Source organism: Nostoc sp. DedQUE07 (assembly GCF_034530975.2).
Lineage (GTDB): Bacteria > Cyanobacteriota > Cyanobacteriia > Cyanobacteriales > Nostocaceae > Nostoc.
Genome location: NZ_JAVRCC020000006.1, coordinates 79,143 through 98,136, shown reverse-complemented (window position 1 = coordinate 98,136; position 18,994 = coordinate 79,143). Strand labels below are relative to the sequence as shown.

The window sequence follows — 18,994 nt, the reverse complement described above, 5'->3', positions numbered from 1 at the left end:
TGTAGTAGTTCTGGTGAAAGAAAAAATCAAATAATCTCACACTATATATACAGCATCTTTCATGTATTTGAACTACACCCAATACTTGTCCGGTTTTGGGGGAAAGGGAAAAGGGTAAAGGGTAAAGGGGAAAAAACCTTACCTGTCGTAGGGGCGCAAGGCCTTGCGCCCCTACTGCGTGGTCTATGGTTGATTAGGACGATTTTCTTGGGGAGAGGCTCCGTTATCGCCAGGAGGATGAGGTGGAACACCTAGTGCGTCGATCAACTGTTGTTCAGTGACACCCAGCTTTGCTGCTGCGGCTTTAAAATCAGGTCTGGGTGGGCGTTGATTGCGATCGCCTGGATTTGGCTCCTTGGCTGGAACTCCTAGCGCCGCCTTTAACTGGGCTTCTGTAACTCCTAATTTTGTCGCTGCGGCTTTAAAATCAGGTCTAGGTGGGCGTTGATTGCGATCGCCTGGATTTGGTGGATTGGCTGGAACTCCTAACGCCGCCTTTAATTGGGCTTCTGTAACTCCTAATTTGGTTGCGGCGGCTGCAAAATCAGGTCTGGGTGGACGCGGCCGTTCGTTTGATGGTTCGTTGGGCGGTTGTTGCGCCTGTGCAATTCGCTCGAATTGATTAGCAGCATTTGCTTGATTGAGTGAAATCAAACCAAATGTGCCAATCAGAACAGGAATCGCTGTTACTACTAATACTCTACGAATATTCATCATTAAATCTCCAAAGGTTTATATTTCTAATTAAGTCTTCTCAAAATAACAGTTTGCCCTGTTTCTAAATTACAGTTTTGTAATTTAAAAACAACAATACTCTGATGAGATCGCCGCTGAGGGCGAGGCAAAATGCAAGGGTGCATAAATTAACGGTTATTGCGTTCTACCCGGTTTTGAACTGCTTCTTGATTATGAGCTTGGGGACGTTGGGGAGTACGCTTTTTCTGATGTGGACGGGGTTTAGAATGTCTTACTTGTGGTTTTTCATCAGATATTTGCCGTTTGTTAGGGTGTTCTGAAATCTCGGCGTTCCGATGAGATGGATTAGCGGCATTTGCCTGATTGGGTACAACAAAACCGAATGTACCAATCAAAAAAGGAATTGCTGCTATGGCTAAGACTCGACGAATATTCATAAAAATCAACCTTTAAAAGCTAGGGTGTTCATATTTCTAATTGAGCCACCTCAAAATTACAGCTTTCCTATTTTCTAAATTACAGTTTTGTAATTTGAATAAAAAATAATGAATTTAGAATAAAAGAATATATGAATTAATAAATGCTGTGAATGTTCTGTTTGTTGAAGATGAAGCGAAAATTGCTAACTTTGTCCGGGCTGGATTAAAGGAGCAGGGATTTGTTGTAGACTACTGCGATAACGGTGATGACGGATATCTGCGGGCGTTAGACAACGAATATGATGCGATAATACTCGACATTATGATGCCGGGAAAAGATGGACTATCGATTCTAAAACTATTACGGCGGCAAGGTCGGAATGCTCCGGTGATTTTGTTGACGGCTCGGAATGAACTAGACGATCGCTTGCAAGGGCTAAATTTGGGAGCGGATGACTATATCGCTAAACCGTTTTTTGTGGAAGAATTAGCAGCTAGAATTCATGCCGTTGTGCGCCGGAGTGTAAGCGATCGCCAAAATCTACTTTGCGTTGGCCCGATCAAACTCGATCGCATCACTAGAGAAGTCACTTGCGATCGCCAGGTGATAGAGCTCACCAGCCGCGAGTTTAATCTTCTAGAATATCTCATGCGTTCTCCCGGACGGGTTTTTACTCGTACCCAAATTTTAGAACACGTTTGGGGCTACGATTTTAACCCCAACACCAACGTTGTGGATGTTTGTATCCAGCGAATTCGTAAAAAGATTGACCCCATCGATCAAGTAGTCTGGATTGAAAGCATTCGAGGGGTTGGATATCGATTTCGCAAGCCAGATTCTTCATCATGAAACTTCCTTCGTTTCGACTCCGCATTGCTCTGTTGTCTGCGGCTCTAGCTGGCAGCACATTAGTCGGATTTGGCGCGGTTTCCTGGTTTCAGATTTACAATGCTAAGATTAGCCGCCTGGATGCAGAACTATTAAATCACTTGATGCGGGCAACTCCGAACTTTCCTCCACCAGAGGAACCTCCCACTGGCGCAGCCTTTTCCAAAAGAGAAAACTCACGCGAGCGATCGCGATGGCAGTTTTACGAAGATTCCTTATCTTATGCTTTCGGAACCAATACAAAAACCCCCGTCGCCCTGGTGGTGCTGGACACAAATAACAATATAGTTTATCAATCCAACTCCCTACCTACCGATCTTGAGGTGAATCGTCTGTTGCTGAAGCGTCTTGAGTTGGCACCTCTACCACCGTCGCCGAAGAGAGAACCACCACCTTTACCCTCCACTACCAATCCATCCTTGGAGCGGCCGCCGCTAATTCGTCCACGCCCACCTCAATTTGTCACAGAGCAGACAAAAACAGCAGTCTGGCGGATTGGAGCAACTAAATTTCCCAATGCTCAGATTGCCATTGCCGTTAGCTTGCAAGCCGTAGATCGAGATATGGCTATCATTCGCAATATCTTCCTGGTTTCAATTCCGGGAGCGCTGCTGCTGGTTGCGGTGGGAGCATGGTTAGTTTCTGGCGGTGCTTTGCGTCCCATCCGGCAATTAACGGGCGTAATTCAACAGGTAACTGTCAAAGGGCTAGATCAGCGGATTCCCATTAGGACAACTGATGTTGAATTTGTCGAACTGATTCAGGTGTTTAACCTGATGTTGTCACGCTTGGAACGTAGTTTTACCCAAGCTTCCCGCTTTAGTGGTGATGCGGCTCATGAACTAAAAACCCCACTGACTATTTTGCAAGGCGAACTAGAACGAACACTCCAACAAGTCGATCCCGGTAGTGAAGTACAACAGCGCCTAAGCAATTTGTTAGATGAGGTGCGCCGCCTGAGTGGAATTATGCGAAAACTCTTGTTGCTATCTCTGGCAGATGCCGGAAAAATGAGCTTGTATCTGGTTGAAGTGGATATGTCTGAATTGCTGATGGAGATGCTAGAAGATGTGGAAATGCTAGCTCCCCATTTGACTGTGGAAACTGACTTTACTAATGGGTTGTGGATAAAAGGCGATCGCGATCTTTTAATTCAAGTTTTGCAAAACCTATTTAGTAATGCAATTAAATACAATCTCACCAACGGCTGGATACAAATTCGCGCTCATCAAACTCCAGTAACTCTTCACGTCACCATTGTCAATACATCAAAAGATATTCCCCTAAGCGATCGCGATCGCATTTTTGACCGATTTTATCGCGGCGATCCCTCACGTAACCGCAAGGTAGAAGGAATCGGACTAGGACTGAGCCTAGCCCGAGAAATTGCCAGGGCACATCGTGGCGACCTTACTCTTGACTTAACATCTTCTGGTCAAACAGCGTTCACCCTCACCTTACCGATGAAGTAATCCCTCTTTTATTACTACAAGAAGCCGAAAAAAGTAATACCAATTTGAAAAAAGAATGCGACAAACACACCATTTGTAGAGACGCGATTCATGAGCCAGCGCGTTGCGGGGGTTCCCCCCGTTGTAGCGACTGGCGTCGCGTCTTTACCCAAGAATGTGTTGCAATCATTAATTGAATTGGTATAAGTACAATACCGCCATCGAAAGAGCGATCGCGCAAGCTCATTGCATTGATTAATTCAAAGCATCAGCGATCTTAAGACCAAGGTGCTGCAATGCTTTTTCTTTGACAAATTCAGCTGCACTACGAGCCGATTCCGCCAAAATAGTATCAGTGTTTGGAGTCAACTTCAGCGCTCCTCCCAGATATCCCAAAGCTTTGCAATAATCATCAGTCAAGTTAGTAGATGCCAGTCTCTTTACAGTTTGATAATCGCCACTCTGAAAAGCTGTTAACGCTTTGTGGTGTAAATCATTTTCTGGCTTTCCTAGTACTTCAAGAATTGCGCTCACAGCTTTATCAACTTTTTCTTGTGTTAGTGTGGATACTGTTGCTTGCATATTTATCTCCTTTAGTTCATGAATTTGCAAGTTGTCGATAGCGTTCTTGAACTTCCTGAATCGAAAACAAAGTTTCAAACTTCAACCCTGCTGACTGGTACAACTCACCTCCCCCTTGTTGTCGATCTACCAGTGAAATTACTTGATTTACGGTATAACCTGCATCTTTAAGACGCTCAACCGCTTTTAGAGCAGATTGCCCAGTTGTGACTACATCTTCCAAAACTACTACTTTTGCGCCCTCTGGTAAACTGGGGCCTTCTATATAAGCTTTTGTTCCATAACCCTTGGCTTCCTTGCGAATAATCAGCGCTGGTATTGGGCGGTTTTCATAAACAGAAACTATACTCACTGCTGTCACAATTGGATCGGCTCCCATTGTTAAACCACCTACAGCCTGTGTATCTACAGGTAATAAAGGAAATAGTAATCGTCCGACTGCTAAAGCACCTTGAGGATGGAGTGTTACCTGTGTCTTATTGACGTAATAAGAACTACGCAGCCCAGAAGATAAGAGAAAATCACCCTCTTGATAAGCAAGTTGGCAAAATAAATCTAGTAACTTGTGGCGTAAAGTGGTCAAATCCGAAGTGGTTGCCCAAATATCTGAGTGGGTAAGAGTTTCAGTAGGATACGTCATTACAAAACATTAAAAGTTGTGCTACACCAAAGGTTGAACTCATCAGAGTTCTGAACTTCAGCATAAATTAAGATTCGCCCAAAGCAAAAGTTGAGGAGTCAAAAACGTGCGTATAAAATTTAAAACCTTTGGTGGTTTATTGGTGCTGCTTGCTGCTGGTATTGCTTTTCCCTCTATTGCATCTGCCCAAACGGCAACACCCAATTCTGAAACTATGAATGATGTATTTGAACGAGCTTATTTTCGTCACGATCGCAATTTCTACGAAAATAGTAGCAGCCTCAAGCGTCAGCTAGACTCATTTTTCGGATCTGGTTCTGGTTTCGGTGGTTCCTTCCCAGAAAATGAAATTGCCCGCGACGCCAATTTGGTTAATACTTTATATCATGATGCCCTGACTCAGCAAGTTGGCAACGATCCTTATATTCGTACTCCTGATTTACCAAATCCTTATGACACATCGTTGCTCGTGTCTCCTCGCTATAGCAACAAACTCAAAGTAGGAACAGAATTCAGGTTTGAAACATTACCATCTCGGTAAGATTGGGGAGTGGGGAGTGGGAAAATGCAGGTACAAGGAGAATAAACCATGCCCAATGTCCCATGCCCCATGCCCATTTTTTATGATTCAGTGCGCCCTGCTGGAATCGAACCAGCCTGAAGACGAATTATGAGTTCGTTGCCTCCCCAATCGGCCAAAGGCGCTTGTTTTTTGGTGTGTGGGTTGCTACGAGAAAATTACTTCAACTCTTAGGTCAACCTTATTTACTAAATTTAGAGCGAGCAAAATACCTCACGCACTGAGTTTAGCCAATTCAATGAATATAGCACAAATTTACCACGTGTGAATACTGGACAATAGTTTATTAGATTTTTATACTACATAATTTGATCATAGATATAGTGCAAACTAATATTGATTAAGTTCCTTTAAGGATTGAGGTCAAAAGCTTCACTATTCTTAAATAGACCAGCATTCTATTGTGATAGCTTGTCAGCGATGAAAATAAATTCTACTGTACTTCTTACTTTGATTTTGTTAATTCTGATGATGGGAGCAGGTTCTGTGAGCGCGTTATTGGGCTTTGAACTGGGGAGTTCAGCACTTAAAGGCGTGACTACACCAGATGGGCGTCCTACAACTAAATTTGCCAGCAATAAGGCAAATAGCTCTCAACAGGGAGGGCTAGTGCTATTAAAAGAGGAAGAAATTCTGAAAATAGTCAAGGCGCGAATTGAGGGTAAGACTAAAGCCGCTAAATCGGAAAAGCCCGAAGAAGATGATGAAGAAACCAACAGCAGCAAGCAAAAGCCAGAGGAAAAACCCCCAGAAGTAGTTGAAGAAAAGCCCCTACCAGGTTTTCCGGTTACTGCCCAAAGTCAGGGTGTAACAATGACTGTACAATCTGCTCGCTACTCTGGTGGTGATTTACTACTGAAAGTGAAAATGCAGAACAAAGGTAAGGATTCTGTGCGCTTCTTGTATAGTTTTTTAGATGTTACTGATGACAAAGGACGAACCCTGAGTGCAAGTACAGAGGGTTTACCAACAGAATTGCCTGTAAATGGGCCAGCATTTTCAGGTACAGTAAGCATTCCTACAGCTTTACTTGATGATGTCAAGAAAATATCACTTGCTCTCACTGATTATCCCGCTCAACAATTGAAGCTAGAGGCATCGAATATTCCTGTAGAAAGGTAGGAGAGGACTGGGGACTGGGGACTGGGGACTGGGGACTGGGGACTGGGGACTGGGTAATAGGAAATAAATATTTAGGAATACTTTTTCATTACCTAATACCCAATACCCAATACCCAATACCCAATACCCAGTCCCCAATCCCCCTAAATGGAGGACGTGAGTTTTACACGAGCTTTGGCGGTGAGTGGTTTTCCTAATTTAAGTTTGATAGAAGTGGCGCTGCGGTTGTTATCAGTGCTACTACTGATTGCCATAAATGCCTTTTTTGTGACGGCGGAATTTTCGATGGTGAGTGTGCGGCGATCGCGTATTCACCAGCTAGTTAAGGCTGGGGATATTCCCGCGATCGCTGTAGAAATGTTACAACGCAGTATTGACCGACTGCTATCTACCACCCAGTTAGGCATTACCCTCTCTAGTTTGGCACTGGGATGGATTGGCGAAAGTACGATTGTTGTGCTGGTGAAGGCCTGGTTGAGATCCTGGCCTTTACCCAGTGGGATGACTAGCTTCCTCGCCCATTCCCTATCAATTCCTATCGCCTTTTTCTTAATTGCCTATTTGCAAATTGTGATCGGAGAACTATGTCCCAAATCCTTAGCCATGCTGTACTCAGAACAGCTAGCGAGGTTTTTGGGGCCTCCAGTAAAAGCGATCGTGCGTTTTTTTGGCCCCTTCATCTGGATTCTTAACCAATCAACTCGTTTTTTATTACGGATTTTTGGCATCCAATACACAGGCCAAGGCTGGCGGCCGCCTGTAACTCCCGAAGAATTACAACTGATTATCTCTACAGAATGGGGGTCTACTGGTTTACAGCGTGCAGAGCGAGAATTGCTCAATAATGTCTTTGAGTTTGGGGATGTGATGGCGCAAGATGTGATGATCCCGCGCACCAGTATTATCACACTGCCAAAAGATGCTACCTTCCAGACATTACTCAGGGAAATGGCTTCTACTGGTTACTCTCGCTATCCGGTGATTGGTGAATCTTTAGACGATGTTCGCGGTATTGTTTATTTTAAAGATTTGGCACAACCTTTGGCAGTCGGAAACCTCAGTTTAGAGACACAGATCCAACCTTGGATGCGTCCCGCCCGGTTTGTTCCAGAACACACCCCCTTGAGTGAACTTTTGCCCATGATGCAGCAAGAGAAACCCGCTATGGTGATGGTAGTGAATGAATTTGGCTCTACTGTGGGACTAGTGACAATCAAAGATGTGATTGCTGAAATTATTGGCGATCCCAGCGAACCTGAGAGCAATGACGACTTGCTGATTCAGATGTTAGATGAGCATAAATTTTTAGTGCAAGCACAAATCAACCTTGAAGACCTCAATGAAGTTTTGCATCTCAATTTGCCCCTGACCAGAGAATACCAAACACTAGGGGGCTTTTTGCTGTATGAGTTACAGAAAATTCCGGCCAAAGGCGAAATCTTTTGTTATCAAAATCTTGAATTCACTGTGATCTCAATTGTTGGCCCACGCCTGCATCAAATTCAACTGCGACGGTTAGAGGAAGAGGGGAGAGCAGAGGAGCAGGGGAGCAGAGGGGCTGGGGATAATAACTAATGACAAATGACAAATGACCAATGACAAATGCCTCTACTGTGCATACGCCACTGGATCGACAAGTCCCAATTCGGCAAAAGCTGCTAGCCGTAAGCGACAAGAATCACACACACCACAGGCAACATCTCCACCTGTATAGCAAGACCAAGTTAATTCCCAAGGAACTCCCAATTGATTCCCCAGTTGGATGATTTCGGTTTTTTTCAGGTTGATTAGGGGTGCAACAATCTTAATTGGTTGTCCCTCACGCCCTTGTTTAGTTCCCAAGCGAAAAACTTCCTGCATTGCTTGGATATAGTCGGGGCGACAATCAGGATATCCTGAGTAATCGAGGGCATTAACGCCGATATAGACGCGCTCTGCGGCGATCGCTTCGGCATAACTAAGAGCAAAACTTAAAAAGATGGTATTACGAGCCGGAACGTATGTGACAGGAATATTTTGAGACATTTCATCCAGCGATCGCTCTTGGGGTAAATCAATGGCATTATCGGTAAGGGCCGAACCGCCCCATTGTCGTAAGTCAAAGTTAACTACCTGATGTTTTGCGATCGCAGCTTTTTGAGCCACACTGAACGCTGACTGTAACTCTCGTCGATGTCGCTGCTGGTAATCAAAGGAAATAGCATGACATTCACAGCCATCAGCTTGAGCTTTGTACAGAATTGTGGAAGAGTCCAATCCCCCAGATAACAAAATTACAGCTTTCATCTCGGTTGCAAATTTTGGATTTCAAATAACTGCATCAAACCTTAACAAGACGCCAGAAAGCGATGCCAAGGAGAATTTATACTTAAGCTGTACTGGAACGTTTAAAGTTAATAAAAATACATATATTTTTGGAGAAAGAGCAAACTCGAAATATCTATACAAAAGATATTTAGATTACGGGAACCGATCGCAAACTTTGAAATTCTTCATAAACATAGGCTCTATGTTACCATCTGGATGGTTTTAGACGGATCGTAACCGGCTTTCGAGTATAAACGCCAACGGCCGTAGCGTCTCTAAATTTGGTGGTTGAGGAGAGAATAATAGTGCAAAATAGCATGTCAGTGGCAGAACCGAATCCATATACACAGCGCAACCAGCCACGACCAATCCGCATAGGCGTGATTGGAGTGGGTAACATGGGACAACACCACGCTCGCGTGCTGAGTTCAATGAAAGATGTTGAACTAGTCGGAGTGGCAGATATTAACGTCGAGCGAGGATTAGAAACTGCCAGCAAGTACAAGGTGCGTTTTTTTGAAGATTATTGCGATCTGCTACCCCTTGTGGAAGCAGTTTGTGTAGCTGTTCCCACCCGTCTGCACTATGCCGTGGGCATCAACTGTCTGTTAGCGGGAATTCATGTTTTGATTGAAAAACCGATCGCAGCCAGTATTTCTGAGGCAGAGTCTTTAGTAAATGCCGCAGCTGAGTCTGGATGTATCCTGCAAGTAGGTCATATTGAGCGTTTTAACCCAGCTTTTAAAGAACTGAGCCAAGTTCTAAAAACAGAGGAATTGCTGGCGCTAGAAGCCCACAGAATGAGTCCTTACTCAGATCGGGCAAACGATGTTTCAGTTGTGCTGGATTTAATGATCCATGACATCGACCTACTTTTGGAATTAGCTGCTTCCCCAGTCACAAAATTGACTGCTAGCGGTACTCGCTCCCTAGACTCTGGTTATTTAGATTACGTAACCGCCACCTTGGGGTTTGCCAATGGTATTGTTGCTACTCTGACTGCTAGTAAAGTCACTCACCGCAAAATTCGCCGAATTGTCGCCCATTGCAAAAATTCATTTACTGAGGCAGATTTTCTCAAGAATGAAATTTTGATTCACCGACAAACGGCTGCCAATTCTCTCACCGACCACCGACAAGTACTTTACAGGCAAGACGGTGTAATTGAAAAAGTCTACACCAGCAATATTCAACCCCTAAGTGCAGAATTGGAACATTTTGTCAACTGCGTACACGGTGGCAATCAACCTTCAGTAGGTGGCGAACAAGCTCTTAAAGCCTTGAGACTTGCAAGTTTAATTGAGCAGATGGCGCTGGAAGACCGAGTTTGGAATCCCTTAGACTGGCAATCGGAACCAAGGGTACAATCTTTGACCCCCACAGTCTAGAAGAATAGGAGACAAGGGGGACAAGGGGGACAAGGTGAAATTTTCTCCCTTCTCTCCCGGTGCTACCCCACAGTCTCAACTTCAGCAGAAAACCTAGAATATGTTTTTAAATTTGCCATCAAATCTTTAGATCCTTCCTAGTCCCTTTAAAAAAGCAGGCTAAGGGGGATCTAAAAAATTAGAAAACAAAACCTAGTAGTTCGTTTGATTAATTTTGTGAGGTTTGTAGTGAGCGATAAATCGTTCAATCTCAAAGGTAGAGCTACTTACGAACTTTTCTAACTCTCAACATTAATGAAACAGGCACCTAGCTTCTACTTGTCTGACTCTATTTTTCAGTTATGATGGCAATTTTTAGTGCAGCCCAATTCCCTTGACTGTAGCAAGCGAGAATAATTACCCTTTAAAAAAGCTAAAGCTGAATTTAGCAACAAGACTAGTCCAGCAATTTCAGGAATTAACTCAATGCTTGAATGGATAACTAATACTATCAACTATTTTGGCTATTGGGGAATCGCCTTACTAATGTTTTTAGAGAATCTTTTTCCCCCCATTCCTTCAGAATTGATTATGCCACTAGCTGGATTTACAGCAAGTCCATATCAACCAGGAGAGGCAAAGCTGAATATTATTGGTGTATTTTTCGCAGGACTTTTGGGTTCTGTATTGGGCGCACTTATTTGGTACTATCCGGGTAAGTTTTTGGGTGAAACTCGTTTGAAAGCTTGGGCTGACAAGTATGGCAAATGGCTGGCTATATCCAGTAAAGATATTACCAAAGCCAAAGAGTGGTTTGACCGACAAGGTAGAACAGCAGTATTAATTGGTCGTCTTGTGCCAGGAATCCGCACCTTAATTTCTGTTCCCGCAGGTATTAGCAATATGCCTTTGCTACCATTTTTGGTTTACACAACGTTAGGTAGCGCTGCTTGGGTGGGTTTGTTAACATACTCAGGATACATATTGGGTAGTCAGTATGAACTTGTGGACAAGTACCTTGCTCCTGTATCTAAAATCGTGCTTGGCGGTTTGGTTCTAGCATTTGTTTTCTGGATATTCAAGCGCCAGTTAAGACGCACTAGACGCACTAGAAGATGAAACACGGACGCTTTTGGTTTGAAAGCAGTGAAAGCAGGGGTTACATCTGGCCAAAATTCGCCTACACTATGCCAAATAATACTAGATGTGCGTTGGCAGAGCTTACCAGAGGTATCGCCGGAATTAATTTTTGGCGTATTTCTAGCTACACTTGACGCAACCTAGAATTTCTGGTTGCTCGCATTTTTGTAAGATGAGCATGACAACTTTTTACAGTTAAGTTTGAACTAGGAGCTTTCATGACAGACCAACCTTCCGCCGCTACCCCTATCAATGCTGCTGCTATACCCATGAATAGGCAGCCGTTAGCATCTACTCCTATCAATGCTGTTAATAATAATCCTCCCACTAGCAAGCCAGCCGGTGGTTCTGGGAAAACCATTCTCAGTGTTGATTTAGGCAGAACTTCCACAAAAACTTGTGTGAGTCGCGAACCAGGCAGTGTGGTGTTCGTACCTGCCAACGTCAAGCAGATGTCAATCGAACAAGTACGCGGTGGTGTTTTTGAAGCCAGAGCTACTGACCCCTTAATGGATTTGTGGCTGGAGTATCAAGGAAATGGATATGCTGTTGGTCAACTGGCAGCCGATTTTGGGGCGAATTTAGGAGTCGGACAATCTAAGGTAGAAGCTGCACTGGTAAAAGTTTTAGCAAGTGCTGGCTACTTCAAACTCAGAGACGATATCTCAGTTGTACTTGGTCTGCCTTTTCTTTCCTTAGAGCAATTTGAAAAAGAAAAAGCACAATTGATTAGCCAAGTAGGTGGCCCTCACGTGTTGAACTTCCGAGGCGAATCTGTGTCGCTGAACGTCAGTAAGGTATGGGTCATGCCAGAAGGCTACGGCAGCCTGTTATGGTCTGAAGCTCAACCCAAGAAAAACCCTGGTAGTCCCGATTTTACAAAAATATCGGTGGCGATCGTCGATATTGGTCATCAAACCGTCGATCTTTTGATGGTAGATAACTTCCGTTTTGCCAGAGGTGCTTCTAAGAGCGAAGACTTCGGGATGAATAAGTTTTATGAATTGGTGTCTGCCGAAATCGAGGGAGCAGATAGTCAATCTCTAGCACTGATTTCCGCTGTCAACAAACCTAGAGGTGAACGCTTTTACCGTCCTAAAGGCGCTAGCAAGCCCACCAACCTAGATGATTTTCTTCCCAACCTCACAGAGATGTTTTCGCGCGAAATCTGTAGCCGTGTGCTAGCCTGGTTGCCAGAACGCGTCACCGATGTGATTCTTACTGGCGGCGGCGGTGAGTTCTTCTGGGACGACGTTCAACGTCTGCTCAAAGAAGCAAAGATTAATGCTCATTTAGCAGCACCTTCCCGTCAGGCGAATGCTTTGGGGCAGTATATTTATGGAGAGGCACAATTATCCTCCAATCGCGCTGCTAGGGCATAAAGCTGATGTTCCAATGGTCAAAAAAGGTAGTTAAATCCGTCACGTTCAACCCAGAGCTTGCTGATGAAAGCTTGTTAGCGCAAGTAGAAAGTTATTTGGAAAAACAACCAGACAAGACTTTCAGCGATCTCTGTAAAGAAGCCTTGTGGCAATCTTTATGTGTACCGGAAACTGTACAACCTGCTCCACAAACAGCAGTAAATACACCGATCGATCAACAAATCGGTGAACTGCAACGTCAAGTGGCTGGACTTGAGGAACGTTTTTTTGCCAAGGGATCTAATCGTTTGGAGGCGATGGAACATCATCTACTGCAACTTTCTCAACAAGTTGCACAACTGGCGCTCATCGTCAACGATCGCTCGTTCATTCCGTCTCCAACTCAATTAGAAGTAGTAAATAATACTTCTTATACTGTTGCTACCCCTCCTCAAGAGGTTGACCCCGTAATCAGTCGCCTTAGTCAGTTTCTCGATGATTTTTAAGGAAAAATCAGGTTTGTGAGCAGTTTTTGCTCATGTTAACAATCCTTAATAGTATTAACTATTAAGGATTATTAATGTTTATATTTTTTTAGAAATGCGATCGCGTCTATTTAAGCTGATTTTTCACGGTATCTGGAAAACCTCTCTCTAAATCTCTCTCCTAAAAGGAGAGAGACTTTGAATTTTCACCTTTAGAGCATCGGGAAGGGGGTTAGAGGGTTAGGTTTTTCGTGCGCTTTTCCACATAACGTGAAAAGTCAGCTATTCAAGTTATACAATTTAAAATCACCAATCTCCCCACTAGACAACTAGCCAAAGCCCAAATAATCAAAGCATTTCTGAGTACCCAGTTAGCGCTCTTTTATTATTCTGAAAAAATCAAATATTTATAGGTTGGTTTAACTTTGTTCAACTAAAAAAATCAAGGATTCTTAACTCGACTTTATCCATTTTTATGAAACCCAAAACCTGATACTGAAACCATTGAGGGACGATAGTTTTAGTTTTTGGACTTGACCGGAAATCAGTGACATGGAAAAAGTATTTGCCAAAAAGCCAGGGTTTTTGCCGGATAAGGAAAGCCGAGTTCTTAATTTTGGATAAAGTCGAGCTAAAATCCTATTCCTCAAAAAAGAATATAATCCTCTCAAAGCTAGGTGAGCAAATTCTTTGGCTGCGTTAATGTTAAGACTGGCGGTATATGTGCTTTTGTTGCCCACGCTGCTATACTAGTCAAATTGTTACATTAATGCTTGAACAGAATATTATCGTCGTTGGAACATCAGCAGGTGGAGTTGAGGCGCTGACTTATCTAGTCAAGCATTTGCCGCCCGATCTCAATGCTGCTGTAATTATAGTCCTTCATGTATCCAGTCACAGCAAGAGTTTTCTGCCAGAAATATTAAGTCGTGCTGGCAACTTGCCAGTGTCTCACGCTCAGGACGGCGAAGCTATTGTTCGTGGTTCGATTTATGTCGCTTTGCCTGACTACCATTTACTGGTAGAAAAAGGATATTTGCGTTTGACGCGGGGTGCAAAAGAAAACCGTTGTCGTCCTGCTATCGATCCATTGTTTCGCAGTGCAGCGCGAACTTATGGGCAGCGAGTGATTGCTGTGCTACTAACAGGTCTGCTTGACGACGGCACGGCGGGACTAATGGCTGTAAAAATGCGGCGCGGTGTGGCAATTGTCCAAAATCCTGACGATGCTTTGTATCCTGATATGCCACGTAATGCGATCGAGAACGTAGAGGATATTGACCATATTCTGCCACTTTCAGATATTCCTTCTACTTTAGTAGCTCTAGTTAATACACCAATGAAAGTACAACCGGAAAACCCAGTACCTAGCGAGATAGAGTTTGAAACTGAAATAGTGCAATTGAATTTGGAAGCAGTAGAAAACGAAAGCAATCGACCTGGTAAACCATCAACCTTTGGCTGTCCTGACTGCGGCGGTATCCTCTGGGAACTCGAAGAGGGAAATTTGTTGCGCTTCCGCTGCCGCACGGGTCATGCTTATTCAGCAGAAACTTTGCTGGCCACGCAGTATGATAAGGTGGAAGATGCACTATGGATCGCTTTGAGGGCATTGGAAGAGAAAGCTTCTTTATCACATCGTATGGCTTCAAGGATGGAGGTTCGCAATCAAACCTTGGCGGCACGATTCAAAGAGGAGGCACTCTCTGCCAAGGAGTCTTCCGCCATTATTCGAGAAGTACTTTTAAAGGTCAATCCAAACACAGGTGTTGATTGAAGGTTAAACCGAATCATTTTGAGAAATGGGATGGTTTTGTTTACTGCGTGCAAGTACTACCACAGCTTGAACTAACTCTTCTGGATCGAGAGGCTTGGTAACGTGCAGTTGATAGCCACTGCTTATCACTAGTTGATAGTCTTCAACTCTAGCATAAGCAGTCAAAGCGATCGCGGGAATCTTTCCCCCTTTTTCGGGAGTTAAAGCGCGAATCTGTTGAATCAGAGAATAGCCATCGATTTCGGGCATCCCAATATCACTGACTAAGACATCGGGTTGAAAGGATTCTAAGTTTGCTAAAACCTCTGTCGCAGAGGCAACAGTCAGGACTTGCGCGCCGTATTCAGCAAGCAATACTGTTATTAGCTCACGAGCATCGGCGTCATCATCAACTGTAAGGACTCGAATCCCGGTGAGTTCGAGTGCTGGTTGTGGCAACTCATCTGTCTGCTTGATTTCCGGTTCAACATTCAGCAGTGGCAATTGGACTCTAAAGGTGGCTCCCAAGCCAACACCTGGACTATCAGCCGTGATGGTGCCACCGTGGGCCTCAACCAACTGCCGGACGATCGCTAACCCCAATCCCAACCCGCCATACTTGCGAGTAATTGAGACATCTTCTTGACGGAATGATTCAAAAATATACGGGAGAAAATCTGGGTTAATGCCTTTACCAGTGTCACTAACGATAATCTGTACCCGATCGTCAACTCGCTCTAATCTGGTTTCTACCCGTCCGCCTTTGGGAGTAAACTTGATCGCGTTGGAAAGTAAATTCCAAACGATTTGTTGAAGGCGGTTGGAATCTCCAGAGACTTGCCCAATATTCGGCAGTACTGAATGCAACACAATTGATTTGGAAAGGGCTGCTGTATTTACTGTGTCGAGCGCAGATTCAATTACAAATGCCAAATTTACAGGAGCCGCATCGATGCTGAGTTTGCCCCGGAGAATCTTGGCTACATCGAGCAAGTCATCAATCAGTTGAGTTTGTAGTTTGGCGTTGCGTTCGATGGTAGCTAAAGCTTCAGCCGTTTTCGTTTCACTAAATTTGCGGGTTTGCAGCAGTTTTGTCCAGCCGAGAATCGGGTTGAGAGGCGATCGCAATTCATGGGAGAGAATAGCCAAAAACTCATCTTTGATTCGATTAGCGCGTTCGGCTTCGGCTCTGGCTGCTTGTTCTAGTTGAAATAGGCGATCGCGTTCGATTTCAGCTTGTTTGCGAGCGGTGATATCTCGGACGTTGCCTACCATCCGTACCGCATTGCCCGCAACATCATAGAAAACCTGACCTCTAGCCGCTAACCAGCGAATGCCATCAGGATGTATAATGCGGAAATCATCTTCATAGTGTTCTTGCTGTTGCTGGATAGTGTTAGTCACCGTTTCATTGGCTGAGGTGCGATCGTCTGGGTGCAAGATACTTAACCACAGTTCATAGGTGATTTCCTTTGTGGTTGGGTCAAGCCCAAACAGATTAATGTACTCTTCAGATACATGAGCTCTGTTGCGGATAATGTCCCAGTCCCATAATCCCGATTGCGTAGCTTTGTACGCCAATTTCAACCGGGCTTCGCTCTCCTGCAACAGGAGTTCTATCTTTTTGCGATCGGTAATGTCTCGTGAAATCAACAAGATTCGTTCCAGCTGCCCAGAGCCATCCAAGATCGGGCTAACGACCACTTCCCACCATTTCGGAGTGCCTTTTGCAGTTGGGCAGTATCCGCGAAAAATGCTGACTTCGCCTGTTTTAGCGGCAGCAAGTGCCTCCTCTGCCTGCTGCCGATAACTGCCTTCCCAGAAACAGAGCCATTCAGTATTCAGATAGGAATTTAAGTTATCAATTTCCATTAAACACAGTCCACCTGTATTCATGTACAGCAGCCGCCCATCGAGGCTTAATACCTTGATGCAGTCAGTACTGCTTTCTAAAATGCGGTTCTTAAATTCTTCACTCTGGCGCAAAGCAAGCTCTGCCTGTTTGCGATCTGTGACATCATGATGGATGCCTGCCATTCGCAGGGGATTGCCTTGTCGATCGCGCAAAACCACTTTTCCGTGGTTGGCAATCCATTTCCACTCCCCAGACTTGGTTAAGATCCGATATTCAAATTTGTAAGACACCGAATCGTCCTGAAGATGGGCATTCAACCGTTCCATCACCCAAACTTTATCGTCAGGATGAATTAGTCGCTGCCAACTGCTAAAGTCATCCGGTAACTCTCCTTTTTCATATCCGAGCATTTCCAGCCATCTGGAACTTAAATAATCTTCATTAGTAATAATGTTCCAATCCCATAGACCGCCACCAGAACCTTCCAGTGCCATTTGCAGGCGTTCTTCACTGTTTCGCAAAGCTTGCTCTGCCTGTTTGCGATCGCTGATGTCTTCGGCAATCCCGGCAAACCGATAAATCTCTCCTGTTTCATCTCGCAGGGGAAAGCAGCGATCGTGAACCCAGCGAATATTACCATTGGGTAAAATAATCCGATATTCCTCATCAAATTTCCCGGCGACAGCTTTTTCATGAAACGCTCTGTCTGTAGATTCTCGATCCTCTGGATGGATGCGATCGATCCATATTTGTTGTCCTTGATACAATTCTTGCGGGTTCAATCCCCATAGTCGTTTATATGCAGGACTAACATAGCTGATTCGATTTTCCGACACTTCTTTGATCCAGAACACCGCATCAATATTTTCTGCAAGCTGCCGAAAACGTTCCTCACTCTCGCGCAGAGTTTCGGCTGACTGTTTGCGTTCGGTGATATCTAAATCGATACCGGCCATCTGAATTGGTTGCCCCTGTTGGTCGTAGAGCACCTTACCCTGGCTTAATGCCCAGCGAATTTTCCCGTTGGGATACACTACCCGAAATTCAATGTCATAGTCTTCTCCGGTGGCGACAGCAAGCTCGACGGCTGTCAGCACGCGATCGCGATCTTGAGGGTGGACTCGCGCGGCAAACATCTCGAATGAACCGTCAAATTCTGCTGGTTCCAGTCCAAACAAGGCTTCCAGGTTATCCGACCAGGAAATTTTTCCCGTTTGGATGTTCCAGTTCCACGTTCCCATCCGCGAAGCTGATAGTGCTAATCGCAGCTGTTCTTCACTCTCCCGTAATTCTGCTTCTACCCGTCTGCGCTCGGTCAGTTCATTTTGTGCCTGCTGATAGAGTTCCGCTTGGCGAATTGCAATGCCAACTTGAATCGCCAGTTCTTTGAGCAAGTCGATCTCTAAGGGTTGCCACTTTCGAGGGATGGCACAGTTATGAGCAATTAGCAACCCCCAAAAGTGGTCATCGTAAATAATCGGCACGACCAGATTAGCTTTCACTTGAAACTGAGCCAACAATTCAACGTGGCAGGGATCGATACTGCTATGCTGAATATCAAATATTGCCGTTACGTAACCCTGACGATAGCGTTGGATATAATTTTCGACAAAGACGGTATCGTAGCTGACAGTTTCCAATGGATTCCATGCAAGGTAGTTTTTTGCGAGGCAGGGATCGTACATAGTAGAGTCAAGCAGCGATCGCCACTTTTCCCCAACCGATTCTGCTACTACTGTCCCATTACCATCAGGTTTTAACTGAAAAACCAAGACGCGATCGGTGTGCAGAAATTCTCGCACTTCGGCTACAGTTGTCTGAAGAATTTCATCCAGATTTAGCGATTGGTGAATTTTCTGGGTAATATGTGAGACTACGCGCTCTCGTTCAATCCGCTGTTGTAGTTGGGTGCGTAGCTGCACTGTTTCAATTGCCCCATTGACCGCTATTTGCAGCCCTTCTGGGGTAATTTGCTCTTTGACAAGATAATCTTGTGCGCCCGCTTTGATCGCCTTAACTGCGATCGCCTCATTGCCCTGTCCAGTGACGACAATCACGGGTAGGCAAGGCTGTTGGCTCGACGAGGGTTGCAATTGTGCCAGAAATTCCAGTCCGTCTAGGTCGGGCAATCGATAATCAAGCAATACTACATCGGGCTGATGTTGCTGCCAAAGTTCTAGCCCCTGTTGTCCCAGCGTTGCTTCTAGGATAGTGTAAGAATATTCGCGATCGCGCAGTAAATACCGCCGATAGAGTTCTCGATCTTCTGGGGAATCATCGACAATTAAGAGAGCGCGCTGTTGCTGAGACATTGTGAATTAATTAATCAAGTAGATGTTAACCC

16 protein-coding genes and 1 tRNA gene are annotated in these 18,994 nt (G+C 44.6%); 10 read left to right on the top strand and 7 right to left on the bottom strand.

Annotated elements, in window-relative coordinates; all coding sequences use genetic code 11:
• Nucleotides 1-183: 183 nt before the first annotated feature.
• Nucleotides 184-717 carry a hypothetical protein gene (locus tag RMZ95_RS06950; protein WP_409882176.1) on the bottom strand — a complete coding sequence of 178 codons (534 nt, stop codon included), beginning with the start codon at nucleotides 715-717 and terminating at the stop codon, nucleotides 184-186.
• Nucleotides 718-863: 146 nt separating this feature from the next.
• Nucleotides 864-1,133 carry a hypothetical protein gene (locus tag RMZ95_RS06945; RefSeq protein ID WP_322684370.1) on the bottom strand — a complete coding sequence of 90 codons (270 nt, stop codon included), beginning with the start codon at nucleotides 1,131-1,133 and terminating at the stop codon, nucleotides 864-866.
• Nucleotides 1,134-1,281: 148 nt separating this feature from the next.
• Here RMZ95_RS06945 and RMZ95_RS06940 point away from each other — a divergent pair, with 148 nt between their 5' ends.
• Nucleotides 1,282-1,965, top strand: a complete 684-nt coding sequence (locus RMZ95_RS06940; protein ID WP_322684369.1) for a response regulator transcription factor — start codon at nucleotides 1,282-1,284, stop codon at nucleotides 1,963-1,965.
• Complete coding sequence (locus RMZ95_RS06935; RefSeq protein WP_322684368.1) at nucleotides 1,962-3,476, top strand: sensor histidine kinase; 1,515 nt, start codon at nucleotides 1,962-1,964, stop codon at nucleotides 3,474-3,476. The genes RMZ95_RS06940 and RMZ95_RS06935 overlap by 4 nt, the downstream gene beginning before the upstream one ends.
• A gap of 234 nt (nucleotides 3,477-3,710) precedes the next feature.
• Here RMZ95_RS06935 and RMZ95_RS06930 read toward each other — a convergent pair whose 3' ends face one another.
• Together RMZ95_RS06930 and pyrE are read right to left on the bottom strand one after the other, a co-directional pair.
• A complete protein-coding gene (locus RMZ95_RS06930) occupies nucleotides 3,711-4,037 on the bottom strand; it encodes a hypothetical protein (RefSeq protein WP_322674737.1) in 327 nt (108 codons plus the stop codon).
• A gap of 16 nt (nucleotides 4,038-4,053) precedes the next feature.
• A complete protein-coding gene (gene pyrE, locus RMZ95_RS06925) occupies nucleotides 4,054-4,677 on the bottom strand; it encodes an orotate phosphoribosyltransferase (RefSeq protein WP_322674736.1) in 624 nt (207 codons plus the stop codon).
• Nucleotides 4,678-4,783: 106 nt separating this feature from the next.
• Between pyrE and RMZ95_RS06920 the strand changes: the two genes are divergently transcribed.
• On the top strand, nucleotides 4,784-5,218 hold the full coding sequence (locus RMZ95_RS06920) for a hypothetical protein (protein ID WP_322674735.1): 435 nt from the start codon (nucleotides 4,784-4,786) through the stop codon (nucleotides 5,216-5,218).
• A 91-nt stretch (nucleotides 5,219-5,309) separates the two neighbouring features.
• Here RMZ95_RS06920 and RMZ95_RS06915 read toward each other — a convergent pair.
• Nucleotides 5,310-5,382 (bottom strand) — tRNA-Ile (locus RMZ95_RS06915).
• 295 nt (nucleotides 5,383-5,677) lie between these two features.
• On the opposite strand from RMZ95_RS06915, the gene RMZ95_RS06910 reads away from it, so the two are divergent.
• Together RMZ95_RS06910 and RMZ95_RS06905 are read left to right on the top strand one after the other, a co-directional pair.
• Nucleotides 5,678-6,379 (top strand): hypothetical protein, encoded by a 702-nt coding sequence (locus RMZ95_RS06910; RefSeq protein ID WP_322674734.1) that lies wholly within the window; start codon nucleotides 5,678-5,680, stop codon nucleotides 6,377-6,379.
• Between the two features lie 147 nt (nucleotides 6,380-6,526).
• The gene (locus tag RMZ95_RS06905; protein ID WP_322685068.1) at nucleotides 6,527-7,954 is read left to right on the top strand and encodes a hemolysin family protein; all 1,428 of its coding nucleotides are present in this window, start codon (nucleotides 6,527-6,529) and stop codon (nucleotides 7,952-7,954) included.
• A 33-nt stretch (nucleotides 7,955-7,987) separates the two neighbouring features.
• Here RMZ95_RS06905 and queC read toward each other — a convergent pair whose 3' ends face one another.
• On the bottom strand, nucleotides 7,988-8,665 hold the full coding sequence (gene queC, locus RMZ95_RS06900; RefSeq protein ID WP_322685069.1) for a 7-cyano-7-deazaguanine synthase QueC: 678 nt from the start codon (nucleotides 8,663-8,665) through the stop codon (nucleotides 7,988-7,990).
• Nucleotides 8,666-8,991: 326 nt separating this feature from the next.
• On the opposite strand from queC, the gene RMZ95_RS06895 reads away from it, so the two are divergent.
• The 5 genes from RMZ95_RS06895 (at nucleotide 8,992) to RMZ95_RS06875 (ending at nucleotide 14,816) form a co-directional block, all read left to right on the top strand.
• Nucleotides 8,992-10,074, top strand: a complete 1,083-nt coding sequence (locus RMZ95_RS06895; RefSeq protein WP_099102323.1) for a Gfo/Idh/MocA family protein — start codon at nucleotides 8,992-8,994, stop codon at nucleotides 10,072-10,074.
• Nucleotides 10,075-10,539: 465 nt separating this feature from the next.
• The gene (locus tag RMZ95_RS06890; RefSeq protein WP_322685070.1) at nucleotides 10,540-11,172 is read left to right on the top strand and encodes a DedA family protein; all 633 of its coding nucleotides are present in this window, start codon (nucleotides 10,540-10,542) and stop codon (nucleotides 11,170-11,172) included.
• A gap of 239 nt (nucleotides 11,173-11,411) precedes the next feature.
• A complete protein-coding gene (locus RMZ95_RS06885) occupies nucleotides 11,412-12,575 on the top strand; it encodes a ParM/StbA family protein (protein WP_322673703.1) in 1,164 nt (387 codons plus the stop codon).
• Between the two features lie 5 nt (nucleotides 12,576-12,580).
• Nucleotides 12,581-13,060 carry a plasmid segregation centromere-binding protein ParR gene (locus RMZ95_RS06880; RefSeq protein ID WP_322673704.1) on the top strand — a complete coding sequence of 160 codons (480 nt, stop codon included), beginning with the start codon at nucleotides 12,581-12,583 and terminating at the stop codon, nucleotides 13,058-13,060.
• A gap of 748 nt (nucleotides 13,061-13,808) precedes the next feature.
• A complete protein-coding gene (locus tag RMZ95_RS06875) occupies nucleotides 13,809-14,816 on the top strand; it encodes a chemotaxis protein CheB (protein WP_322673705.1) in 1,008 nt (335 codons plus the stop codon).
• A gap of 3 nt (nucleotides 14,817-14,819) precedes the next feature.
• Here RMZ95_RS06875 and RMZ95_RS06870 read toward each other — a convergent pair whose 3' ends face one another.
• Entirely contained in the window at nucleotides 14,820-18,962 is a 4,143-nt protein-coding gene (locus RMZ95_RS06870) for a PAS domain-containing protein (protein WP_322685071.1), read from the bottom strand.
• Between the last annotated feature and the right edge of the window lie 32 nt (nucleotides 18,963-18,994).